The sequence below is a fragment of the Tenacibaculum sp. FZY0031 genome, from assembly GCF_036350695.1.
Classification (GTDB): domain Bacteria; phylum Bacteroidota; class Bacteroidia; order Flavobacteriales; family Flavobacteriaceae; genus Polaribacter.
In genome coordinates this window covers 161,326-185,485 of record NZ_JAZDVY010000005.1, presented here as the reverse complement: position 1 = coordinate 185,485, position 24,160 = coordinate 161,326, and the positions used below count along the sequence as shown (strand labels likewise).

General features: G+C 32.7%; 21 protein-coding genes. 13 read left to right on the top strand and 8 right to left on the bottom strand.

Features of this window, described 5'->3' with window-relative positions:
- Position 1: 1 nt before the first annotated feature.
- From V1T75_RS08685 to hemF, 6 genes are all read left to right on the top strand, one after another.
- On the top strand, positions 2-250 hold the full coding sequence (locus V1T75_RS08685) for a hypothetical protein (protein ID WP_330488158.1): 249 nt from the start codon (positions 2-4) through the stop codon (positions 248-250).
- Entirely contained in the window at positions 251-1,543 is a 1,293-nt protein-coding gene (hemL, locus tag V1T75_RS08680; RefSeq protein WP_330488157.1) for a glutamate-1-semialdehyde 2,1-aminomutase, read from the top strand.
- Positions 1,544-1,741: 198 nt separating this feature from the next.
- Entirely contained in the window at positions 1,742-2,773 is a 1,032-nt protein-coding gene (gene hemE / locus V1T75_RS08675; protein ID WP_330488156.1) for a uroporphyrinogen decarboxylase, read from the top strand.
- 20 nt (positions 2,774-2,793) lie between these two features.
- Positions 2,794-3,396: a TlpA family protein disulfide reductase gene (locus tag V1T75_RS08670; RefSeq protein ID WP_330488155.1), complete on the top strand. Its 603-nt coding sequence runs from the start codon at positions 2,794-2,796 to the stop codon at positions 3,394-3,396.
- Positions 3,397-3,470: 74 nt separating this feature from the next.
- Positions 3,471-4,217: an EI24 domain-containing protein gene (locus V1T75_RS08665; protein ID WP_330488154.1), complete on the top strand. Its 747-nt coding sequence runs from the start codon at positions 3,471-3,473 to the stop codon at positions 4,215-4,217.
- Between the two features lie 30 nt (positions 4,218-4,247).
- Entirely contained in the window at positions 4,248-5,150 is a 903-nt protein-coding gene (gene hemF / locus V1T75_RS08660; protein ID WP_330488153.1) for an oxygen-dependent coproporphyrinogen oxidase, read from the top strand.
- An 8-nt stretch (positions 5,151-5,158) separates the two neighbouring features.
- Here hemF and V1T75_RS08655 read toward each other — a convergent pair whose 3' ends face one another.
- Complete coding sequence (locus V1T75_RS08655; RefSeq protein ID WP_330488152.1) at positions 5,159-7,795, bottom strand: DEAD/DEAH box helicase family protein; 2,637 nt, start codon at positions 7,793-7,795, stop codon at positions 5,159-5,161.
- A gap of 249 nt (positions 7,796-8,044) precedes the next feature.
- On the opposite strand from V1T75_RS08655, the gene V1T75_RS08650 reads away from it, so the two are divergent.
- From V1T75_RS08650 to V1T75_RS08640, 3 genes are all read left to right on the top strand, one after another.
- On the top strand, positions 8,045-9,346 hold the full coding sequence (locus V1T75_RS08650; RefSeq protein ID WP_330488151.1) for a dihydrolipoamide acetyltransferase family protein: 1,302 nt from the start codon (positions 8,045-8,047) through the stop codon (positions 9,344-9,346).
- Between the two features lie 98 nt (positions 9,347-9,444).
- Positions 9,445-10,185 carry a DUF6263 family protein gene (locus V1T75_RS08645; protein WP_330488150.1) on the top strand — a complete coding sequence of 247 codons (741 nt, stop codon included), beginning with the start codon at positions 9,445-9,447 and terminating at the stop codon, positions 10,183-10,185.
- Between the two features lie 211 nt (positions 10,186-10,396).
- Complete coding sequence (locus tag V1T75_RS08640; RefSeq protein ID WP_330488149.1) at positions 10,397-11,218, top strand: hypothetical protein; 822 nt, start codon at positions 10,397-10,399, stop codon at positions 11,216-11,218.
- Positions 11,219-11,253: 35 nt separating this feature from the next.
- On the opposite strand, the gene V1T75_RS08635 is transcribed toward V1T75_RS08640, so the two are convergent.
- Both V1T75_RS08635 and V1T75_RS08630 read right to left on the bottom strand, forming a co-directional pair.
- Positions 11,254-11,931 (bottom strand): GNAT family N-acetyltransferase, encoded by a 678-nt coding sequence (locus V1T75_RS08635; RefSeq protein ID WP_330488148.1) that lies wholly within the window; start codon positions 11,929-11,931, stop codon positions 11,254-11,256.
- A complete protein-coding gene (locus tag V1T75_RS08630) occupies positions 11,924-12,811 on the bottom strand; it encodes a TIGR01777 family oxidoreductase (RefSeq protein WP_330488147.1) in 888 nt (295 codons plus the stop codon). Before V1T75_RS08630 ends, V1T75_RS08635 begins: the two co-directional genes overlap by 8 nt.
- Before the next feature lie 198 nt (positions 12,812-13,009).
- Between V1T75_RS08630 and V1T75_RS08625 the strand changes: the two genes are divergently transcribed.
- The 4 genes from V1T75_RS08625 (at position 13,010) to V1T75_RS08610 (ending at position 17,878) form a co-directional block, all read left to right on the top strand.
- Positions 13,010-13,660, top strand: a complete 651-nt coding sequence (locus tag V1T75_RS08625) for a DUF4331 family protein (RefSeq protein WP_330488146.1) — start codon at positions 13,010-13,012, stop codon at positions 13,658-13,660.
- 28 nt (positions 13,661-13,688) lie between these two features.
- The gene (locus V1T75_RS08620) at positions 13,689-14,249 is read left to right on the top strand and encodes a DUF4331 family protein (RefSeq protein ID WP_330488145.1); all 561 of its coding nucleotides are present in this window, start codon (positions 13,689-13,691) and stop codon (positions 14,247-14,249) included.
- Positions 14,250-14,338: 89 nt separating this feature from the next.
- On the top strand, positions 14,339-15,634 hold the full coding sequence (locus V1T75_RS08615) for a tetratricopeptide repeat protein (protein WP_330488144.1): 1,296 nt from the start codon (positions 14,339-14,341) through the stop codon (positions 15,632-15,634).
- Positions 15,635-15,649: 15 nt separating this feature from the next.
- Positions 15,650-17,878, top strand: a complete 2,229-nt coding sequence (locus V1T75_RS08610) for a TonB-dependent receptor (protein ID WP_330488143.1) — start codon at positions 15,650-15,652, stop codon at positions 17,876-17,878.
- 114 nt (positions 17,879-17,992) lie between these two features.
- On the opposite strand, the gene V1T75_RS08605 is transcribed toward V1T75_RS08610, so the two are convergent.
- From V1T75_RS08605 to V1T75_RS08585, 5 genes are all read right to left on the bottom strand, one after another.
- Complete coding sequence (locus V1T75_RS08605) at positions 17,993-18,790, bottom strand: anti-sigma factor (protein ID WP_330488142.1); 798 nt, start codon at positions 18,788-18,790, stop codon at positions 17,993-17,995.
- A complete protein-coding gene (locus V1T75_RS08600; RefSeq protein WP_330488141.1) occupies positions 18,790-19,317 on the bottom strand; it encodes an RNA polymerase sigma factor in 528 nt (175 codons plus the stop codon). The genes V1T75_RS08605 and V1T75_RS08600 overlap by 1 nt, the downstream gene beginning before the upstream one ends.
- 169 nt (positions 19,318-19,486) lie before the next feature.
- Entirely contained in the window at positions 19,487-22,024 is a 2,538-nt protein-coding gene (locus V1T75_RS08595) for a zinc-dependent metalloprotease (protein ID WP_330488140.1), read from the bottom strand.
- Positions 22,025-22,168: 144 nt separating this feature from the next.
- Positions 22,169-22,735, bottom strand: coding sequence for a YdeI/OmpD-associated family protein (locus V1T75_RS08590; protein WP_330488139.1), 567 nt, complete (start codon positions 22,733-22,735; stop codon positions 22,169-22,171).
- A complete protein-coding gene (locus V1T75_RS08585; protein ID WP_330488138.1) occupies positions 22,736-24,064 on the bottom strand; it encodes a M28 family peptidase in 1,329 nt (442 codons plus the stop codon).
- Positions 24,065-24,160 lie beyond the last annotated feature (96 nt).

The window sequence follows — 24,160 nt, the reverse complement described above, 5'->3', positions numbered from 1 at the left end:
AATGGAAAGAACAGCTGTGGCAGGAAATATAGAAGCCCCGATATATAAATTATTACTAAATAAAGGGTTTAAAATATCTATACAAGGAGAGTATTGGGTTGCTAAAAATAAATACTTCGAAGCTATAGCTGATAATATAATAGAATTGGCAGGTATTATATACTTGAGAGAAAATAAAGGTAAGAACTGGAGAGTTAGTGATGATGTAATTGATAATTATATCGACTTTCTTAAAATGAATGAAAAATAAATGGAATTCAAAAAATCACAAGAATTATATAACAAAGGATTAGAGAACTTAGTTGGAGCGGTAAATTCACCAGTACGTGCATTCGCATCCGTAGGAGGAAACCCTTTATTCATAAAAAAAGCGAAAGGAAGTAAGATTACTGATGTAGATAATAATTCATACATCGATTTAGTATTGTCTTATGGTCCAATGATTTTAGGACACCGTCATAAAAAAGTAGAAAAAGCTATTAGAAAAGCGTTGAAAAATGGGTATTCTTTTGGAGCATCAACAAAAGGTGAAATTAAATTAGCAAAAATTGTTTGTGATGCTTTCCCTGGAATGGACAAGGTTCGTTTTGTAAATTCTGGTACAGAGGCGGTATTAAGTGGAATCCGTTTAGCGAGAGCGTATACAGGAAAAGATAAAATAATAAAGTTTGCTGGTTGCTACCACGGTCATCAAGATGCTTTATTAGTAGCTGCAGGTTCAGGTTTAGCTACCTTGAGTTTACCAGGAAGTAAAGGAGTGCCAGAAGGAGCTGTGAAAAATACGTTGATTGCAAATTATAATGACTTAGAAAGTGTAAAAGCACATTTTGAAGCGCACGATGATATTGCAGGAGTTATTTTAGAACCTATTGCAGGAAATATGGGGGTAGTAACTCCACAAGATGACTTCTTAAAAGAATTAAAAGAGTACGTAAACTCAAAAGGAGCTTTATTAATTATTGATGAGGTAATGACAGGTTTCCGTTCTAAGTTTGGAGGAGCTCAAGAAGTATTAGGTGTTGAAGCTGACATTACTTGTTTAGGAAAAGTAATTGGAGGAGGTTTTCCAGTAGGAGCCTATGGAGCACGTAATGAAATCATGGAAACAGTAGCACCATTAGGAGGAATGTATCAAGCAGGAACTTTGTCAGGGAACCCAATTGCCATGGCAGCAGGAATTTCAACTTTAACAGAATTAAAGAAACAAAATCCGTACGAAAAGTTTAACGAGATTGCTCAGATCATTGAAGTATTCTTGTTAGAGTCAGCAAAAAAGCATGGAGTTGAAATTACAGTTAACCGATTTGGTTCGATGATTAATCCATTCTTTACCAATAAAAAAGTAACCAACTTTGAAGAAGCACAAACTTCAGATACGAAGAAATATGCTACTTTCTTTTGGGAAATGACTAGAAATGGTGTGTTTTTACCTCCAAGTCAGTTCGAAGCTTGGTTCTTGTCTTCAGCATTAACAGAGAAGGATATTCAAAAGATAGCTAATGCCATTGATAAGTCGATGGAAAAAGTTACTCTTAGTTGTTAGTTTTTGGCTGTTAGCCTTATAATACGTTATAACAAAGAGTGTAAAAAAGATAAGAAATTTTAGAGGTTTAGATATTTGGAAGGAATTGAGATTGTGAAACAAGTTTGTAATCTTTCAGAAAAATTACCTTCAGAAGAAAAAATCATTAATAAACAAAATAAAAGCTAATAGCTAATAGCTAATAGCAACAGCTATAATATGATAAAAAACGATTTATTTTTAAGAGCGTTAAAAGGAGAAACAGTTGACCGTCCACCAGTTTGGATGATGCGTCAAGCAGGTAGGTATTTGCCAGAGTTTATGGAAATTCGTGAAAAGTACGATTTCTTTACGCGTTGTAGAATTCCAGAATTAGCTTCAGAAATTACAGTACAGCCAATTCGTAGGTACGGAATGGACGCAGCTATATTATTCTCAGATATTTTAGTGATTCCACAAGCCATGAATATTGAAGTGGAAATGAAACCTAACTTTGGACCTTATTTGCCAAATCCTGTTAGAGATAAAAAAGGATTAGATAGTGTAATTGTACCTGATATTCATGAAGAATTAGGCTATGTAATGGAGGCTATCAAAGCAACCAAAGAAAAACTGAATGATGAAATACCATTAATAGGTTTTGCGGGGTCTCCATGGACAATTTTATGTTATGTTGTACAAGGGCAAGGGTCTAAGAATTTTGATAAGGCAAAAGAATTTTGCTTCACTCAACCAGTTTTGGCACACGAATTGCTTCAGAAGATTACAGATACCACAATTGCTTATTTAAAAGAAAAGGTAAAAGCAGGTGTGAATGCTGTACAAGTTTTTGATTCTTGGGGAGGAATGTTATCTCCAACAGACTATCAAGAGTTTTCATGGCAGTACATCAATCAGATAATAGAAGCATTAAAAGATGATGCACCAGTAATTGCTTTTGGTAAAGGGTGTTGGTTTGCCTTACATGAAATGGCACAATCAAACGCCTCAGCTTTAGGAGTGGACTGGACATGCTCAGCTAGAAATGCACGTTATTTAACAGGAGGAAATATTACATTACAAGGTAATTTTGATCCTTCAAGATTGTTGTCTCCACCGGCTGAAATAAAAAAGATGGTACACCAAATGATAAATGAGTTTGGTAAAGACAAATATATTGTTAACTTGGGGCACGGAATTTTACCAAACATCCCGCTAGAGAATGCAAAAGCATTTATAGATGCGGTAAAAGAGTATAAAGCCGACAGATAACCCCTCTTAAATAATTAAAAATGAAGAAATTATCTTTTGTTTTGATGTGTTTTTTAACAACTGTTATTTTCGCACAAAATAAAACGTATTACAATTTTGCAGTAAACAATTGTGTAGAAGAAAGTGCCGAAGGTTTGATTGATAAGTGCATTAAAGGCTCTTATTTGTTAAATTATAATTTTACGACAATAGACAGTAAAACGGTAAGTACAGACAAAATTAACAAGCCAATAGTGTTGATAGCTAATGCTACTTGGTCGGCTCCTTGTTGGGGAGATGTACCAGCCTTAAACAAAATGGTAGAAAAATATAATGATCAATTAGAGTTTATTATGATTTTCTGGGATAAGGAAGCTAAGGTTAAAAGAATGTCTGAAAAGTTGGATAAAAGAATTAAGCTAGTTCCTGCAAGAGATATCGATAAAGTTCAAAAAGGATTTTTAGATATCAGTGGTTTTGTGCACAAATTAGACTATCCAACAGCATATTTAATTGGTAAAGACAAACAATTTGTTAATGTTAAAAGAGGAGCTGCAACACCAACAAAAGAAGTAGGTTGGGATAAAGTTAATGAAATCAATACCAAAAATTTTGAAGATTTTTTAGCACCAATATTAAAATAAATCATTTGAGACAATATTACTCGTAACCTCTTTCTTTATTGAAAGAGGTTTTTTATTTTCACACAAAAAAAGATATGATACAAAATATTGTAAAAGGAATTCAAGCCTATTTTGGTGCTTTCGGAATGATTTCAAAATTAAAGCTATGGAAGTATTTTATTATTCCAATGTTTATAAGCCTATTAACAGCAACGTTTATTGGTTTTATGGCCTATACATTTTCAGATAATATTGGTCATTATGTAGCCAATTTCTGGAAATGGGAGTTTGGAAAAGAAACCTTTGAGGTTATCAGTACTTTTATAAGCGGATTACTTATTGTGGTAATAGGTTTGGTATTGTATAAACATATTGTAATGGCTTTATCTGCGCCTTTTATGAGTCCAGTTTCAGAAAAAATTGAAGATCATCTTAGAGGAGAAGACCATACGCATAGAATAACTTCCTTTCAAGAGCAATTAATTAGAGGTATACGAATAAACCTTAGAAATTTAACTAGAGAGCTTTTATTTACAATCCCTATCTTATTATTAGGATTCATTCCTGTGATTGGTATTGTTTCAACTGTGTTATTGTTTTTAATGCAAGCATATTATGCCGGTTTTGGAAATATGGACTATACTCTTGAACGTCATTTTAAATACAGAGAAAGTATTAATTTCGTAAAAGAAAATAAAGGATTAGCTATAGGAAATGGAGTAGTATTTATGTTGTTTTTATTAATCCCTGTTATCGGAGTAATTCTCGTATTACCATTATCAGTAACCGCAGCTACTACAGAAACTATTAAGAAAATACAGCTTAAAAAATTACCAGAATAAGTACTTTTGCATTTCAACAGAAAGAAACATATGAAAGAACAATTTTACGCCTACATTCAAGAATTACAAGATACCATAACATCTACATTAGAAGTGATAGACGGTAAAGCTAAGTTTCAAGAAGATTTGTGGAAACGTGCTGAAGGTGGAGGAGGTAGAACTCGTGTGATTGAAAATGGAAATATTTTTGAAAAGGGTGGCGTAAATATATCTAAAGTTTTTGGCGAGTTACCTGAAGCATTAAGAAAGCAATTTGGAGTGGAAAGTGGAGACTTTTTCGCTTGTGGATTAAGTTTAGTAATCCATCCAAAGAATCCATTTGTACCTACAGTACACGCTAACTGGCGTTATTTTGAAATGTATGATGGTGATGGAAACATTGTTACCCAATGGTTTGGTGGTGGACAAGATTTAACTCCGTATTACTTATTTGAAGAAGATGCAAAACATTTTCACACGGTATGTAAAGAAGCTTGTGATAAGCATCACCCAGACTTTTATCCAAAATTTAAAGAAACCTGTGATAACTATTTCTGGAATGCACACAGAAATGAAGCACGTGGTTTAGGAGGTTTGTTCTTCGATTATTTAAAAGAAACAGAAGAATTCTCGATGCAAGATCGATATGATTTTGTGACCGAAGTAGGAAATAGCTTTTTAAACTCTTATGTACCAATTGTTGAAAAAAGAAAAGATATAGCGTACACTCAAGAACATAAAGACTGGCAAGAAGTGCGTCGTGGTCGTTATGTAGAATTCAATTTGGTACACGATAGAGGAACCTTATTTGGTTTAAAAACGAACGGACGTATTGAAAGTATTTTAATGAGTTTACCACCAACAGTGCAGTGGAAATACAATCACCATCCAGAAGAAGGTTCTGAAGAAGCAAAATTATTAGAGGTATTGGCTAAACCTAAAAACTGGGTGTAAGTTTACTATTATTTCCAAACAACATTTTTCTTAGTAAGTTCATTATTCACGTTATGAATATGGAAAAGACGCGCCTTTAATAACAGTTTTCTTCCCTCCATAGTTCGAGTATATACCAACTTAGATTTACCCATATGTTTGTTCCAGTGAGATAGAAAAACTTGACATTCTTTTTTACGAACACCAAAAATTTCTGGAACAGGAAAAAAATGATGTAGTTTTAATTTTCTGCGGAACCAACTCGTTTTTATCAGTAAATATTTAGGGTTATCGATAGGTTGTAACAACTCATCCAAAGCCTTTATGAATAATGTGCTTTCATACCTGTTTGCTCCGAGAATGGTACAAGAAACATTTCCTTTAGCTAATAATTCAGTATTAATTTGTATTTCGTTGATAAGCGTTGTTAAATGATTTAGCTCATGAAGAGATTCCAAAATTGCAGTTGCCATTTTAGCTATCTTTTTATGAATCAAACCGAAGTATACATACAATTGAACAGACTTATAAATTTTATAACCAAAAGTTAGTCCTAAGGCAGAGGACAAAGCAAATAGGAAGTAAACAATTCCCTTTTGTAATAAAACATTAAAGTTTTTAATGATAAACTCTGGAAGAAAAAAGGATAAACCAACAATAATTTCACCCACAGTATACTTTACAATATCTTGATAATACAACTTTTTCTGTTTAGGATATTGTTTATTCTTTTCATTAAAAAAGGTAAGTTCTTTACTAACTCCTGTTCCATGACTAGTGGCTTTTTTCCATCGTTGAGCAATTAAACTTCTGTTTGTAGATAGTTCTAAAGTCTTTTTGTTTTGTTGTTGAATATCATTATCAATAAAATTAATAGGAAGCTGTAAACGTCCTATTCCGCTGGTTATAACAGCTTTTTCATTGTTAGAAATGCCTAAGAAAGCGTTAAAACGACGAGCAAGAATTTCAAAATCTCGTCCTCCAAACTCATCCGAAGTATCAATACAAGCCAAATGCCAAATCAAGCCCACTTTATCAGGGCTTTTACTATCTACTCTAATTGCACGACCACGCATTTGGTTTGAAGTAACAAACGACCCCACTACTGAAGCCAAAATTAAACTGTTGATGGATGGAGCATCCCAACCTTCTCCTAATAACGATTTTGTACCCACTAAAACTTTGATATGTCCGAGTTCAAAAAGCTGAGTAATGACTTCAACAATACTATGTTTAGATGAATTTTTAGTGGTAAGAATTACAAACTCAGTATCCGATTTTAAAGGAGTGTAATTGTAGTTATCAATAGCATCAATTAAACCAAGCTTTGCAATATTACTACTATGAATAATTACCAAACTACCTGTAAGAACAGCTAAACTATTTTTGTTTTTAGTAGTTATTCTAACATGATGAAAAATAGGAATAACCCCTAGTTTTTTTATTTCTTTTATTTCAGGTAAAGTAGCGTTTAGGTATTCTTTTCTAATATAATCCGATAAAATAACACAACGTAATTCGTCTTGTAAATTTTGTTGTTCTTGTTGAACAATTGCGGTAATACTTTTTAATTTACTCGGACTATTACTGAGTGATTTATACAAAAGTTCACTCCCTATTAAATTAACTTTGTTGTTACTAAAAACAGCTAGTTTTCGAAGCTTTTTTTCTAAAACATCTAAATAAACTTCATCTTCAATAAGATTTTCACGATCAGTTACCAATAAGTGTTGAAACAAAATTTGAACCCATTCATTTGTAATTGAAGGAAAATCAATCTCTTCATCTTTATCAAAACCTAATACACGCAGTTTTTCAAAAGGAATCCTTTCTCCTGCTTCGTGTAAAAAGATTAACATAGAAGAAAAGAAATTAGAATACTTGTAGAGCTCTTCTAAGTTTTCCTTTGTTTTCGCATAAAATCGATGCTGCTTTAGAAAAGAAATAAATGCTTCATCTTTTAAAATGTCAGTAACAAACTGAGCAATTTTTAATCGGAAATCGGTAATAAAGTTGATTTCTTGATCTTCTGGCTTGGATAGAAAAACTAAATCTTGATGCGGACAAAGATTGTGTTCTTTTACTAAATCAGGAACTACAATTTCATCGTCAATTTCTCCGCAAAGCTTAAAATATTTTTGAATTTCTGAGTTTTCACTATCGTAGGGTGGAGTGGCAGTTAAAGCAACAACCGTTTGCATGTGTTGCTCTTTTAAGTCAAATAAACATTTCCACCAAGCATTTTTTAAATGGTGAGCTTCATCTAATAACAAAACTTCTATTTGATGTTTTTTAAAGAAATTATAATAAGTTTCTTTTGTTTCAAAAGACTTATAAAAACTGTGTAAAGCCTGGTAAGTAGAAAAGGTAATATCAGAAGGTTGTTTAATATCAAATGAAAGCTGTGTGAAATTACAATCGCTAGTAAAAAAGTTTTGCAAACGATCTTCCCACTGATTTCTAATGGTTAAAGTGGGAGCTAAAATCAGTGTTTTTTTTCCGATTCGTTTAATAATTTCTATTCCTAAAATGGTTTTTCCCGAGCCAGGTGGTGCAACTATATGAAAATGATCATCCTGTATATGAACTGAAAAATTTTGAAGCACTTTTGCTTGATAAGGTCTCCAGTCAAATAAGAAGTTAAGTTTGGTAATAGCTTCGTTCAACAATTTTTAATTAGGTTAAAGAGTTCAAAAATAGAATTTTGAGTTAACAAACAAAACTTTAATTTAATATTAGATTATTCGTAACAATATCTGTTTATTATAGAGATAACAATAATCTAACTGTGATTTTTCAGAGTTGAATTGAGGATAATTTAATTGCAAAAGAAGAAATCAGAAATATTTAACGGATAAAATCATGAAAAAATCGTTGCTTTTTAGTAACTTCGCAAGCGTTTAAAATTATACACTATGGCTAGATACGAATTGAAGTTGCCTAAAATGGGCGAAAGTGTTGCAGAAGCAACAATAACTTCTTGGGTAAAAGAAGTTGGAGAAACTATTGATATAGATGACACCGTTGTTGAAGTAGCTACCGATAAAGTAGATAGTGAAGTACCTAGTGAAGTAGAAGGGACCTTAGTTGAAATCTTATTTGAAAAAGATGCTGTTGTGCAAGTAGGAGAAACTATTGCAATTATAGAAACAGAAGGAGAAGAAGCGGCAATAACTGATGCATCTAAGAAAGAAGAGGTAAAATCAGAAACTGTTGCAGCAGTAGAAAAAACAGTCGAAGTAGCTAAAGAAACGGTAGCTACTACAATCGATACATCCTCAAGTGATCGTTTTTACTCACCATTAGTAAAGAGTATTGCGCAAACAGAAGGAATATCTGTAGAAGAGTTAGAAATTATAAAAGGAACGGGTAAAGAAGGAAGAGTTACTAAAAATGATATGTTATCATATTTAGAAAATAGAGGAAGTCAACCTAAAGTTGCAACACCGGCTTCAACAGAAAAGAAGCCAGCAGCTCAACCTACACCAACGCCAGTTTCATTAAGCGGTCAAGATGAAATTATAGAAATGAGTCGTATGGGGAAATTAATCTCTAAACATATGGTTGATTCTATTCAAACATCGGCACACGTACAGTCGTTTATTGAAATTGATGTAACGAATATAGTTAATTGGAGAAATAAAGTTAAAAATGCCTACCAACAAAGAGAGGGAGAAAAGTTAACATTTACACCAATATTTATGCAAGCTGTAGCTTCTACAATTAAGAAGCATCCAATGATAAACATTTCTGTTGATGGTGATAAAATCATTAAGAGAGGGAATGTAAATTTAGGAATGGCAGCTGCTTTACCTGATGGAAATTTAATAGTACCAGTAATTAAAAATGCTGATATGTTAAATTTAGTGGGGATGACAAAACAAGTAAACGATTTGGCAACCAGAGCACGTGCTAATAAGTTAAAACCAGACGAAATTCAAGGAGGAACTTATACTGTAACCAATGTTGGTAGTTTTGGAAGCATTACAGGTACTCCAATTATTAATCAACCTCAGGTTGCAATTTTAGCTTTAGGAGCTATTGTTAAGAAACCTGCAGTAATTGAAACTCCTGAAGGAGATTTTATAGGAATTCGCCATAAAATGATTGTTTCGCATTCTTACGATCATAGAGTGGTAAACGGAGCCTTAGGAGGTATGTTTATAAAAACATTAAAAGAAATTTTAGAATCTTGGGATATAAATCAAGATTTTTAAAAAATAAATATTAATATTTAAAAGGCTTAGGTATTTACCTAAGCCTTTTAATTTTTACCTATATTAGCTACTTAAAAGTATAATAGAAATTAAAAAAGATGAAAAAAATTTTAATAGCACTTTTGTTAGGGGTAACCATAATAAGTGCAGCACAAGAAAAAGTGTTACTTCGTTTAAACTATGAAAAAGGACAGTCATATACTATGGATATGAATATGAGCCAAGTGATAGGCATAGGTATGATGACCAACGATATGCATATTCAAATGAAGTATAATATTACTGGTGTTTCTGATAACACCTATGAAAGTAGTGCACAAATTACTAAGATGGCGATGGATATGAAGCAAGGAGGAATGAACTTATCCTATGATTCGACCAAAAAAGATGAGGAATTAGACGAAGCTGGAAAAATGATGAAGGCTAAAATGCAACCAATGTTGTCTGCTACAATTATAACAAAAGGAGACAATTTAGGGAACATTATAGAAACTAAAGTTGAACCTAGTACTATTCAAGGAGCTAAAGATTTTGCAAAACAATCAGGGAGTGTAATTTACCCTAAAGAAGCTGTTGCAGTAGGTGATACTTGGACAAAAACTAAAAATGATGGAACAATGAATTTTAGTTTTATCTATAAAGTAAAATCAATTACTTCTAAAAATGTTTTAATAGATATTTCTGGAAAAATAACAGGAGCAGCAGATGGTGATATTACCGGTGCTATGGATATCGATAGAAGTACTGGCATGCCTTTAGAATCAAAAATTAATATGACGATGAAGGTTCAAGGACAAGACGCAACAACTAATATGACAGCCAAGTTTACGAAAGGTTAAAAACATACCTCATAAAGTTATTTGAAAAGCTCAGAATTTATTCTGAGCTTTTTGGTATGCTAAAAACAGTTAAAATACTTGTTTTTAATATGTTGTAATTTGTTAATTTTGTAAAACCCTCATTATACTTCTCGCAATGGGGTAGTTTAGAATACACTATTCAAGCAAACCCATAATTACATTTTTTCAATCATAACTAAAACTAACTATTATGAAAACTGTTAAACTTATGCCATTAATGGGGTTTTTATTATTTATGCTTATCCCAATATCTGCCTTTTCACAAGAAGAGAATCAACGTCCAGAGTATATAACTGTCACGACAGGACACTGGAACCTTAACTATGAAAATTTTGATAAAGAGGAATGGATTGCTGTAGAAAAAGAGTTTTTAGACAATGTGGTAAAGAAGAATGAATTTATCTTAAGATCATTTGTGTTTTTACATCGCTTTACACCAGATAATACAGAAATAGTTTTTGTAACTACATACTCTTCTTGGGATGCTATTGATAAAGCTTATAAAAAAAGTGGAGAACTAATAAATAAAGCTTGGCCAGATAAAGATAAAAGAGAAGCGTACTTTAAGAAAAAAGAGGCGTATTACACACCTAACCATTCAGATGAGATTTATGTACCTATAGGTGGAGCAAAAATCTTGCAACCAACAAATAAAGAGATGATTTGGTTAGTAGTAAAAGGACATTTTGCTTTTCCAGAAGATGGCTCTATGGAAGAATACGATGCATTATCTAAACAATATTTAGATAATGTTATTCAAAAAAATGAATTTATAAAAGGATTTTACCAGCATACACATGCTTGGGGATCAGATAGAACAGAATATACCAGAGCTTATGTAGTAGAGTCAATGGCAGATTTAGATAAAATGAGAAAAAAGAGTGATGAACTTTTTAAGGAGCATTGGTCAGACCAAGCTAAAAGAAAAGAGTATGGAAAACAAATTGGAAAATATTTTACAGGGAAACACGGAGATTACATTTACACATCAGTACCAGAATTGACTAAATAAATATATACAGAAAGAGCTCAGGAATTTCTGGGCTCTTATTTTTTATGGAAAAACCACCAATTCATATCTCTTGAGAGTTTGTACCCTAATTTTTCATAAAGTTGTATTGCAGGGTTTCCTTTGTTGGTATGCAAAATAGGATGTTTTCCAGCGGTTAAAATTTCTTTAGTAACATGTTGAGAAAGTTGTTTAGCAAATCCTTTTCTGGTGTATTTAGGATGGGTAACTACAGCGCTAACTTCAATAAAATCATTGGTTTGCATCCGTTGTCCGGTTACAGCAACAAGCTTTTGGTCTTTAAAAATTCCAAAATACTTCCCCATATCAAAAGTTCTTTTCCTGTAATAACCTGGCATTACTAACCATACTAGATTAAAAATGTCATCAACGTGTTTTTCAGTTAATGGTATTATTTCTTCTGTAATATCAAAATCTGTTAAGTTTTCAAGTACCATTTGGCAGCCATCAATCTTTTTATATAGAAGAATTTTGTCTTTGTCGTAGGTAGGGGTTTTTGTTTCAGAAACTAAAAAGAATTTATCTGTAAGCGTTGCATATTCATTCAGGGCATTTGCAGTTTTTGAAGCCTCTGTAAAAGCACCGAAAGGACAAATAGTAGGATTATAAAACTTTACGTTATCATAATTAATAGCAAATTTTTCATGTGTTTCACACAACGAATGCCAAACAGGGTTTTCAAGTTTGTTATCCATTATAAATATTGGTTAAAGCTGTTACTAAGTCTGAAAAAATAAAATTATAGCTGCTATTTGTTTTCTTAGAAGAAACCCTGCTTCCTTTTAATAAAATATAAGCCATTTCACCTAAAGCGGCTTTTAAAATAAACGAAGGAGCATTCATAGGAAGTACGGGTTTATTGATAACCTTACTTAATACCTTCGTGAAATTTTCATTGGTTTGATGTTCAGGAGCAACAGCGTTATAAACTCCAGTAAAACTGTTGTCTTCTATTGCTTTTGTATACAGTTCACATAAATCAACAATATGAATCCAAGGCATGTATTGTTTACCATTTCCTAAGGCAGATAAAAACAAAGGGGTATTCATTTTTTGCAATGCACCACCATTTTTTGAAAGCACGACACCAGTTCGTAAAATTGTTACTGGAATGTCAATATGTTTAAATTGATGAGTAGCCGCTTCCCATTTTACACAAATTTTAGAGATAAAATCATTTTCGGGCTTATCTTTTTCTGTATAGATCTTATCAGAAGTAATTGCTCCATAATACCCAATACCAGAAGCAGAAATAAACTTTTTAAGAGGTATTTGATATTCTTGTACTTTATTAAATAGTAAAGTAGCTGTTTTTACACGGCTATCAATTAATTCTTTTTTTCTTTCATTGGTCCAACGTTTATCAGCAATTCCAGCTCCAGCCAAATGAACAATATGACTCACATTATTAAAAGCATCTTTATCGATAAACCCTTCTTTAACATTCCAACGAAATTCGTTATTCTTTTTTGGGGTTCTGGTAAGAATGTTAACGACATGTCCTTTGCTAGTTAACTTTTTAGTTAACTCTTTTCCAATAAAACCAGTTCCTCCTGTAATTAATATAGTCGCCATAGTACTCAAAAATAAACATTCATTTTTAAAAAAATGAGGCGAGTAGAAGAAAGATTATAAAAAAATATTCATCATACACCCTAGTAAAATTAAGGCTTATCAGTCTTTCGTGAAAAAAAGTTTAAAAAAAAGAAAACCACTATTATCATTTTCTCGTAAGTAAGGTTGAATGAGTAATTAACTTTAAAATTTACAACCATGAAAAAAATGAAATTAATTATTGGAGCTAGTGCTTTAGCATTAATAGGACTAGTTTTATTGGCAGCCGATCACATTGACGCTCCAAACGTAACAGGAGGTTCAAGTGATATTACAGACTATTACGCCTTCCAAGGAGAAAATACAAGCAATCTTGTATTTGTAGCAAATATCCAAGGATTGTTAAGTCCATCTGCTACAGCATCAGCGAGCTTTGATGAAAATGTATTGATAGAGTTCAATATTGACAACAATGACGATAAAGTTGAAGACTTGGTAATTCAGGCAATTCCAAGAGATGGGAAAATGTACTTTTTTGGTCCCTATAGTCCATCAACAACAGGTTTAAGTAGTACGTTACCACAAGATGGTTCAGAATACGGGGTGTCTATAACACCTTACGGATCTAGCGCTATTATTGGAAGTAAAGGAGGAATGCAATTTTTTGCAGGACCTAGAGACGATCCTTTCTTTATGGATTTTGCTCAATACGGTGAAATCATCGCAGGAAATGCAGGCGGTTTTAACGATCCTGGGGCGGATACTTTTGCTGGTACAAATGTATTATCGGTAGTAGTAGAGGTACCAAAATCTATGATTGGAGGTTCAGGAACCATCAATACTTGGGTAGAAACTAAAATGAAGCAGTAAAAATCAATCAACTTTAAAAATAAAAGACATGAAACTTAACAATATAAAAATTTTAGCAATTTTAATCCTATCAACTTTTGCTTTAGCAAGTTGTAGTGACGACGATAACAATGTACCTCCAATGGCTTCTATTGATTTTTCAGGAAGTTATATGCAAAAAGACCAAATGGGTAGACCAGCAGTGAACACAGTTTTTGTAAATAGTGATATGAAAGATGCGTTTAACGTTACAATACCGTCTGAACAAGGAGCAAACTTCGCTGCCATGTTTGAAGCGAATTTAAAAGCATTAAGTCCAGCCTACGCAAATGATGGTGATGCAAATGCATTAGGTTTAGATGCTGCCACTTTTGCCAGCGTTTTAGCAACTGACGTGCTAACTGTTTCATTAGATGGTACAACAACTTTTTATGACGGTACTAATGTGTTAACAGGGAGAGCTTTAGCAGACGACGTAATTACAGTTGAATTATTATTGATTTTTGGAGGGGAAGATTTTTCCGAAAACCCAACATTGTCAGATGATCATGTAGATGGAAATGATAAAGACTTCTTAAGTTCTTTTCCATATTTGGCAAGTCCTTGGTAGAACGGGATGACTAACCCTCCTAGGGGTGAAATTGGTTGCTTTTTAGCAACCAATTTTTAAACAAATTACAAACTAAAAATCCTTCTAAAATGAAAACTATTAACCTAATTATATGTGCTATTTTAAGTAGCGCCATGGTGAGTTGTACCTCTTCAAAAACAACAAAGGTAGCTAACCAAGAAGAGTATAATAAGTACTTAGAGAATACGATGACTGCTTCAGAGTCGTTAGCGCAAAAAGAACTAAACTTTTGGCAGAAAAAACTTAATAATCAGCCAACACAATATCCGTATTTAAGCAAAATAGCAAAGGCTAATACGTTACTTTTCTCAGAAAAAGGAACTATTTCTTACTTGATAGAAGCGGAGAAAAAGCTGTTACAAATTAATCAAAAAACAAATTATAACAAAGCTTCATATTTACGATCATTAGCAAGAAACTATATTTCTCAACACCGATTTAAAGAATCGTTAGAATTGCTAAAAAAAGCAGCAATAAATGGAGAGAATTTAAAAGCGACTCAAAAAATGCTATTTGATGTTTATTTAGAGTTAGGAGAACCTAACAAAGCTTCAGAATATTTAGCCAAAATTGAGGATTATGCCGACTTTGACTACTTAATTAGAGTTTCTAAATGGCATGATTATAAAGGAGATTTGTCTTCAGCAATTCGTTTTATGGAAAAGGCGATGAAAAAAGCTGAAGAAGCAAATAACAAGGAATTAAAAGCTTGGAGCTATACTAATTTAGCTGATTTCTACGGTCATAACGGACAAGTAAAAGATGCTTATAATTTATACTTAAAAGCACTAGAATTAGATAACAGTAATGCGTATGCCAAAAAAGGCATTGCTTGGATTGTATATTCTCATGATAAAAATGCAGACGAAGCACTCCGAATTTTAGATATCATAAGTGACGAACATTCCTCACCAGATTACTATTTGTTAAAGGCAGAAATAGCTGAGTTTAAGAATAATTTAACAATGAAAGAAAGTAATATAGAGGTATATTTATCGGCTGTGAAAAATAGCTTGTATGGTGTGATGTATCATCAGCATTTAGCGAAGTTATATCTAGAAGAATTTAACGATACAGCTAACGCATTATCGTACATAGAAAAAGAAATTGAGAGCAGGCCTACGCCACAATCATACGATTTACTAGCTTGGTATTATTACAAAAATAAAGAGTTTAAAAAAGCTTTAGAAGTAATTAATACACATGTAGTAGATAAAACTTTCGAGCCCGAAATACAATATCATATAGCTGAAATTTACAAAGCAAATGGAATTAATGATAAAGCTATGGCTTTAAAAGATGAGTTGCTAGAAAGCTCTTTTGAATTAGGTCCGTTGATGACAGAAAAAATTTTAAGTATATAGTTAAACCCCAGTATTTTGAAAGCAAATATTTTATTTTTAGCATTATTGCTAGGTAGTTGTCATGTATTTTCGCAACAATTTAAAGGAAAGGTATTTAATACTAATAAAAAGCCTTTAGAAAATGTGTACGTATACAACACTACCAGTAATAGTCATACACATACGAAAGTTAATGGAGATTTTATCTTAGATAATTCAAAAGTAGGAGATATTATTGAATTTGGAATTCTAGGATATAAAAAAATCAAGCTACAATTAGATCGTGATGATTTAAGATCATCTAAAGTAATTGTCTTAGAAATGAAAAGTTTTTTATTAGATGAAATGGTACTGTCTAATAAAAGAGATCCATTACAAACAATTGTTAGAGTTGATTTAGATAAAAAACCAGTAAGTTCATCTCAACAAATATTACAACGAGTACCAGGGCTTTTTATAGGTCAACATGCGGGTGGAGGAAAAGCAGAACAAATATTTTTAAGAGGTTTTGATATCGATCATGGTACTGATATAGCATTGTCGGTAGATGGAACACCAGTAAATATGGTTTCTCATGCACATGGACAAGGGTATAGTGATTTACACTTTATTATTCCTGAAACGATTGAAAAAATAAACTTCGGAAAAGGGCCTTACTACGCTAGTAAAGGTGATTTTAATACCGCTGGATATGTAGATTTTAAAACAAAAACATATTTAGAAAATAGCGAAATTGAAGTTGGTATAGGGCAGTTCAATACTTTTAGAACTTTAGGAATGTTTAATTTATTAGACAAAAATAGTACTGATAATGCCTATGTAGCTATTGAATATTTAGCAACAGATGGTTTTGTAGAGTCTCCTCAGAATTTTAGCCGAATTAATATTTTTACGAAATATAGAACTTTTTTAAAAGACAATAGTAGTTTATCATTATCAGCTTCACATTTTACGAGTAAATGGGACGCTTCTGGACAAATACCACAAAGAGAAGTTGATAATGGAAATATTACTCGTTTTGGTTCAATAGATGATACTGAAGGAGGAACAACCTCGAGAACAAACATAAATTTAGAACACTCAAAAGTTTTAAAGAATGATATTAGCGTAACGTCAAATGTTTTTTATTCGAACTATAATTTCAATTTATTTTCAAACTTTACTTTCTTTTTAGACGATCCTGTAAACGGAGATCAAATAAAGCAAACTGAAAATAGAGATATTTTTGGGTTCAATACACAGTTTAAAAAGAAGACATACGTGTCAAATACACCTGTAGAACTAACTTTTGGAACAGGGTTACGCGCTGATATCGTAGATAATTTAGAGCTATCACATACGCTACAAAGAAAAGAAGTATTAGACCAAATTCAATTAGGAAAGGTAAACCAAACCAACTATTACGCTTTTGTAAATAGTGAATTTGAGTTTGGGAAATTTATGGTGGCACCAGCGTTACGCTTAGACTATCTAAAATTTAACTACAATGATTATTTATTACAAGAGTATAAAACATTTTCGGAATCGCAAGTGGTTGTCAATCCTAAAATTAATCTAACCTATACTCCAAACCAAAAAATTCAATGGTTTTTAAAATCAGGAATAGGGTTTCACTCAAATGATACTAGGGTAGTGGCAACACAACCTAATAAAAAAACTTTGCCTAGAGCCTACGGTGTTGATTTAGGAACAGTTTGGAAACCTACTTCAAAAATAGCTATAAATTCAGCAGTATGGTATTTGCTTTCAGAAGATGAATTGGTATATGTTGGAGATGTAGGTATTGTAGAGCCTTCAGGAGAAACACAACGGTATGGTATCGATTTAGGTCTTAGATATCAATTAACAAATTGGTTATATTTTGACAGCGATGCTACTTATACAAAAGCCAAAAGTATTGAAGCCCCATCTGGAGAAAACAATGTTCCTTTAGCTCCTAAAGTAACTGTAACAGGAGGCTTATCTGTAACTAATTTTAAGAATTTTTCAGGAGGAATGAATTACCGATATATAGGAGACAGACCAGCAAATGAAGATAATTCAATTGTAGCAGAAGGTTATTTTGTTACCGATGCCAATGTTAGCTATAAAGTAAATAACATAACATTTGGGGTTGCTTTGGAAAATATTTTTGACGTAGCTTGGAACGAAACACAATTTGCTACAGAATCAAGGCTACAAAATGAACCCAACCCTGTAGAAGAAATTCACTTTACACCAGGAACACCGTTTTCTGCTAAAGCCACCATACGATATTCTTTTTAAAAAAAAATGATAGTCCGGGGGGACTTCATGAGTTGTCATTTTTTTAGAAGGATTAATGGCAACAAAAATATAGCCGCTTTAAGCGGCTATATTAATTTATGAATAGATTGTTGTTTATACTGCACCCAGAGTGTATAATTGTTCTAAAGTAGGTGTTTCACTTCCACCGGCTGGCTCTAAAGTTATACCAAAAGCTTGTGAATCATTTGGGTTTTCAATAGTGAATATTTTAGTATCACTAGCTGTAAATTGATCTATAGTTCCTAAGCTAGTAGGAGCCAAAGGATCAAGTTTTAAAGACCATACTTGGTACACCTTTCCTTCTGGAGGATTGGGTAAACCTTGAACATCTAAATATATATTTTTTGAGCTTTTGTTCCAGTATACTTTAGCATAGGCTTCAGGATACACTTTTTGCCCCTGTAATGGAACCGTAACTATTTCTTTGCTTCTTATTACTGCTAAAAGTTTTTTGTTTTCAGCTAAATCAGCATTAGTTTTATCTAATTGAATTTCATACTGCTCTTTTGATTCATTAATCGTGTCTATTTGACCTTGTAAATTAGCACTCTTATTTAACGATAAAATTAAAGTACTCCCAACTACTAAGGCAGCAGCCCACCCAGTATAAGTTACCCAATTATTTTTTGATGTTCGTAAAGGAATTGTGTTGGCTGAATTTTCTTTTTCTTGTAACATTTTTATTAAAACGTCTTTAAAAGAATTTTTAGCATTTTTAGGAGCAACATGAGAAGTAAGTATAGAAATAGACTTTTCAATTTCTTTTACCTCTTCTAAAACCTCAGGATGTTCCATCATTAACCCATATACTTGCTCATTTTCTTTATCAGAAAGAGCCCCAGCTATATAGAGTTCTAATATTCCAGATTCTATGTGTTTGTTTGTAGCCATTATTTAAGCATAAGTCTTAATTCGTTAATACAATTTCGGCTTCTTGTTTTTACAGTACCAAGGGGTATTTTTAAACTTTCAGAAACTTCCTTTTGTGTAAAGCCTTTAAAATAAAGAAGCTCTATAACCTTAATACAAGTATCTTTTAACTTGTTTACAAAGTTTTTTATACCAATTGCATCTGTTTTAGAGTCCAAACTATCGTGGTTCTCTAATATATCTACGAAAATTTCGGCATCAAGGTTTTTTGAATTGTTCTTAAAGTTTTTAGATCTTGTTTTATCAATAGCAGCATTTCGGGCAATATTGATAATCCATGTAAAAAAACGTCCTTTTTTCTCAGAATAAGTATTTGCATTATTCCAAGCTTTTATAAAAACATCTTGTGTTATTTCTTCAGCTACCGTCTGATCTCTAACAATATTGAAAATTACACCAGTAACGCTTTGTTTGTACATTTCGTAGAGGCTTTCAAAAGCTTTTACATCTTTGTTTTTAAAATTTTTAACGAGGGATTCTAGTTGCATATAGTTTATTGATTGGAGTACAAAATACTAAAAAATCATTTAGAATCTACCTAAATATCCTTTCTATTAGGTTTATTACATGGTAATTAAAAGTTAGTTATAAGTGTGTGGTAAAAAAGAAACCCCATCATTTTGTAATGATGGGGTTGTATGATGGTTATTAATACTATTATTTTACGTCTTTAAGAGTATTATTAATTAACAGTTTTAATTGATTTTTATGAGCTTTTGTGGCAATATTTCCAACACCATTACTTACCCATGACTTAATTCTATTTAAGTTATATAAGGCCATGGCTTTAGAAGCATTTGTATATTTACTTTTTTCATTAACCATTTTTAATAACATCTTAGTATACTCTGTTTGTAAGTTTTGGCGGAAAGAGTTGATATTGGTATTTACATCCACCTTAAAAATCGCATTGTTAAGGTCTGTCATAAAAGTAGCCAGTTTATACTGATTTCCATACAATTCTGAATCAGAAATTCTTTGCAAAGTGTTTCTGTGTAAAATATGGTTTAGCACTCTTTTTTGATAGCTTAATACTTCTGCATGAATTTTAGGATCTTCAGACCTTGCAAAGAAGTTAAAACCACGTCTTTGTTTTGCTAAATAATTGTATAAATCTTTAGGAGCATTAAAGGCATCTGGAGCAAAAATGTAAGTTTTTAAAGCGTCCATAGCTCTTTTTTGATCTGCTAAACTAACAGGTGTGTATGGTTGACTAGCATTTTCCTGACCCGACACAGCTCTGTCTACATAAACACCACCTATAAACCTAGAAATTACATCACCTGCTCTAGCAGCTTGACCATTTAAGATATAATAAGCATTTCTAAGCTCTTCATAAGTTTGTCCTTCTTTAGCAAAACGCTGTTTAATAGTAAACATCATGTTATTAGCCAGCTTAATGCGGTCAATTGAATATTTGATTTGATCGTTTGATAAATCACCTGTCATTACACGAGGATCTATCGCTTTACCAGGAGAACGCATATCGTCTGCATCATTACCAAAAATTAATTCTGGTTTTGTTGATTGCGCTAATAACGCATCCATTTCAGCTCTGTTCTTAAAAGGAGTATAACCGTATTGGATAGCCCAAATATCATAAGGTCCTACCGCAGTATCGTAATATTGTCCTTGTTTACTTCTATCAAGTGTTAAATTGATAGCGGCATAGTCCATAACAGAACCAGTTAAGCATTTTCCTTTTATAAAATCAGCATCGGCTAGTTGCTCAGGAGAAAACAACTGACTTGCTTTCATATTGTGGTTTAAACCTAATGTATGACCAACTTCGTGCATGATTAATGATTTCATAGCTTCTCTTTTCATACCTTCCATTGCTAAATCAGATGCACCTGTCGCTGCTAAAACCGTCTTACCAAACATGGTGTTTTCATGCATTAAATGACCTGCTGAACAGTACATGTGGTTGTTTTCACTTGTAAAAATAGCACGTGCCTCTTCTTCCGAAGAAGCTTTAGACACCTCTCCAAATATTTTATTGTATTTCACGCGATTGGTAAAATGAACGTATTCAAGCATGATGTCAGCTCCTAAAATCTCACCTGTTTTTGGGTTTACAAAACTTGGTCCGTAACCACCAAATGGAGGGTTAGGAGAAGAAGTCCATCGCAACACATTGTAGCGAACATCGCCAGCATCCCATGTAGCATCCTCTGGTTGAACTTTTACAACCATAGCATTTTTGAATCCCGCTTTTTCAAAAGCCTCGTTCCACGCTAAAACACCTTCCTTTATAGTTTCAATAAACTCTTTAGGTGTTGAGTTCTCAATCCACCAAGTAATTGGTTTTACAGGTTCTGAAATAGCTAGCTCAGGATTTTTCTTAACAAGTTTCCAACGGTGTATAAAATCTCTATAATTCACTGTTTGTGTAGAGGTCATATCGTTAGTATTGGTTAAAAAATAACCTACTCTAGGGTCATCCATTCTCGCTTGGTAGTTGTTTTCAGGAAGGTTCATAAACGTATGAAAAACCTTTATAGAAATATATCTACCATCTTTAATGGCTGTAGATCCTTGGTTTAAAACTGTAGGGTTGTTATACACATATTCAGTTTTAAGATTGGTGTTTTCAGGATAGTTTTTTATGGTGTTTATTTTCGACTTGTTTTTATCGAATCTACCTAATTTAAATGCAAAAGGTGAACTTTTAGGGAAGTTTGGAGCTTTAATTCGAGTAAATGCTTCAGAAATAAATAAAGGATTAGCGTCGATTAAATATTCTCCTTTTTTCTCATCAGAGGCTAAAATTTTAGTGCTGGCTATAATCGCATCACTAATATTTGCCTTCGCCGACTTAGAAATCGCATTGTTTTCATCAAAATAAAATGAAGTATTAGGAGCAACAAATTCAATTTTATTGAAGTGTTTTTTTATGTTGAAAATACTTGAACCTCTATAAGCCCCTCTAAAAGCACCTGCTTCTGTAACACCGTCAGCAATTTGCGAGAAGTAAATAAAGTCTTTATTTAACTGTTCTTTCTTCAGTAATAATTTAACATCTCCAGTAACAGAGTCTTGGTAAATAGTAAATAGACCGTCTAATTTTTTACTGCTTTTTGTTAAGCTTTTAATTGTTTTTTGGGGTTTCTTTTTTGATGCAGAAGAAACTTCTGTTTTAGCTTTGTTCTTTTTCTTTTTCCTTTTTTGAGCATTCATGTCTTGTATGCCCATTATTGAAATGGTTAAAAAAAATAAACAAACTAACTGTAGTTTTTTGGTAAACATAATAATTTGTTTGAGTTGATAAATAATAAGAGTAGCAATTTACTTTTATTATTGTTTAATATTGTTAATTATATTATAAAATTTAACAGTTTATTTAGACTTTATGTTGGCTTTGCACAAACGAATTACTTCGTGAATTCGTTTAGTTCTCGTAGTTTCTCTTTTGGCTTGGTGTACCCAGTATAAGTAGCTCTTACGATAGGATGGAGCAAAGTTTTGATAGTTGTTAAAAGCAGTTGGGTTTTTATCAAATTGAACCTGTAAATCATTAGGAATAATTAAATTTTCTACAGTGTCTAAAGCATTCCAAGAGCCATTTTCTTTAGCAATTTTAACAGAAGTAATTCCCGAAGCATGCATTAAATTGGAGGCAGTCAGCTCTTTGATGTATTTTTTATTTAAAGCACTCCAAACACTTTTAGGTTTTCTGGGGCAGAAGTATTGCCGTCTTTTACCATCGCCTAAACTTTTCACAGTACTATCTATCCAACCAAAGCACAAAGCTACTTTCACAGCTTCTTCCCAACGCATACTAGGTATGGCTAAGTCAACTTTGTATAAAATTAAATGGACTCCATCACTTTCATTATGATTATCGAATAACCAAGCTCTCCACTCCATATGTGTTTTAAAATATAGATGAGGTTTATTGTCCATTTAACGTATAATTTTTGAAGGGAACGAAACGATGCTTTCATGTCCGTTTTTACCTACAGCACTTACTCCAAAGAAATAGTTATCTAAGACAATTCCCTCTAAGGTAAACTCAGTAATATTTTCTACATATTTAAAGTTATCCCAAGTAGGAGAAGTGGTATCTCTCCAGTAAATTTTATAGCCTTTGGCATCATTTACCTTATCCCATTTAAGTTTGGCAGATGCTTCAACAATACCGCCAATTCCTACATTTTTAGGCGAAGGTGGAGCAGCAGCAATGCTAGCTAAATTGATAGCATTTACAGCTGTTAATTTTTTAGCATATTCAAAATTTACAAATTGTAAACGATCTCCGTATTCAATACCATTCTCAGTTCTAATGTCTTGGTGTTGTTGCGTATAGTTTTCATGTGCTTCCATAATTCGAATACCCGCAAAACCAGCATCGTTAAAAGGTCGGTGATGCCCGCCACGACCAAACCTATCTAGGCGATAAATCATTTTCGGATTCATTTCAGGCATATACGTTTTGGTAGTTTTGTATATATAACGTGCTAGCTGACGTGAAATTCCGTCTACCTCACCACCGTAAAAGCGACGCGCTTTTCGTTGACGTTCAGTTTCGGTAGGAGGCACAGGTTCAGAAAAGATTCTAAACGTACGATTATCAATTACGCCGTCAACACCTTTAATATTTCCAATCATATCATTATTCATAACCCCCACAATATTCCAGTTTTTTTCCTTGGCGTAGGCAGCCAATCCTTTTCCACCAAACAAACCTTGTTCTTCACCAGACAGTCCTACGTAAATAATACTATTTTCAAAGGTATAGTTACTTAATACACGAGCAGCTTCAATAGTACCCGCCATTCCAGACGCGTTGTCGTTAGCCCCAGGTGCATCATCGGTAAAATTATTAGGATCGGAAATTCTTGAATCAATATCGCCACTCATTACAATGTAATTGTTTGGATATTTAGTACCTTTTTGAATAGCCACTACATTTACCACCCAAACATTTTTAGTAATTCTAGCATTGGTTCCTTTTTTTACCAAGTCTTTTTGATAAAATACCTCTAGACAATGATTACAATCGGAAGAAATTTTATCGAATTCAGACTTAATCCAACGACGTGCTGCACCAATTCCACGCGTATTAGAAATGGTATCGCTTAATGTATGACGGGTACCAAAGTTAGCTAGTGTCGTAATATCAGCTTTAATTCTGTCACTAGAAATAGCATTGATAATATCGTATATTTTTGTATCGGTTTGCGCTAATATATTGGTAGAAATAAGTAAGAATAGTATGGTGAATTTTCTCATGTTAAGGAATTTAGTTTACTAAATTACAAAACAAAAAAGAGAATAAAATTAGCTTTATTCTCTTTTAACATATTTATTCAAGTACGTGTTTATTTA

Bases quoted from the DNA above. Each gene is read 5' to 3' on its own strand.
- V1T75_RS08685 (WP_330488158.1), top strand. From the start codon at position 2: ATGGAAAGAACAGCTGTGGCAGGAAATATAGAAGCCCCGATATATAAA.
- hemL (WP_330488157.1), top strand. From the start codon at position 251: ATGGAATTCAAAAAATCACAAGAATTATATAACAAAGGATTAGAGAAC.
- hemE (WP_330488156.1), top strand. From the start codon at position 1,742: ATGATAAAAAACGATTTATTTTTAAGAGCGTTAAAAGGAGAAACAGTT.
- V1T75_RS08670 (WP_330488155.1), top strand. From the start codon at position 2,794: ATGAAGAAATTATCTTTTGTTTTGATGTGTTTTTTAACAACTGTTATT.
- V1T75_RS08665 (WP_330488154.1), top strand. From the start codon at position 3,471: ATGATACAAAATATTGTAAAAGGAATTCAAGCCTATTTTGGTGCTTTC.
- hemF (WP_330488153.1), top strand. From the start codon at position 4,248: ATGAAAGAACAATTTTACGCCTACATTCAAGAATTACAAGATACCATA.
- V1T75_RS08650 (WP_330488151.1), top strand. From the start codon at position 8,045: ATGGCTAGATACGAATTGAAGTTGCCTAAAATGGGCGAAAGTGTTGCA.
- V1T75_RS08645 (WP_330488150.1), top strand. From the start codon at position 9,445: ATGAAAAAAATTTTAATAGCACTTTTGTTAGGGGTAACCATAATAAGT.
- V1T75_RS08640 (WP_330488149.1), top strand. From the start codon at position 10,397: ATGAAAACTGTTAAACTTATGCCATTAATGGGGTTTTTATTATTTATG.
- V1T75_RS08635 (WP_330488148.1), bottom strand. From the start codon at position 11,931: ATGGATAACAAACTTGAAAACCCTGTTTGGCATTCGTTGTGTGAAACA.
- V1T75_RS08630 (WP_330488147.1), bottom strand. From the start codon at position 12,811: ATGGCGACTATATTAATTACAGGAGGAACTGGTTTTATTGGAAAAGAG.
- V1T75_RS08625 (WP_330488146.1), top strand. From the start codon at position 13,010: ATGAAAAAAATGAAATTAATTATTGGAGCTAGTGCTTTAGCATTAATA.
- V1T75_RS08620 (WP_330488145.1), top strand. From the start codon at position 13,689: ATGAAACTTAACAATATAAAAATTTTAGCAATTTTAATCCTATCAACT.
- V1T75_RS08615 (WP_330488144.1), top strand. From the start codon at position 14,339: ATGAAAACTATTAACCTAATTATATGTGCTATTTTAAGTAGCGCCATG.
- V1T75_RS08605 (WP_330488142.1), bottom strand. From the start codon at position 18,790: ATGGCTACAAACAAACACATAGAATCTGGAATATTAGAACTCTATATA.
- V1T75_RS08600 (WP_330488141.1), bottom strand. From the start codon at position 19,317: ATGCAACTAGAATCCCTCGTTAAAAATTTTAAAAACAAAGATGTAAAA.
- V1T75_RS08595 (WP_330488140.1), bottom strand. From the start codon at position 22,024: ATGGGCATACAAGACATGAATGCTCAAAAAAGGAAAAAGAAAAAGAAC.
- V1T75_RS08590 (WP_330488139.1), bottom strand. From the start codon at position 22,735: ATGGACAATAAACCTCATCTATATTTTAAAACACATATGGAGTGGAGA.
- V1T75_RS08585 (WP_330488138.1), bottom strand. From the start codon at position 24,064: ATGAGAAAATTCACCATACTATTCTTACTTATTTCTACCAATATATTA.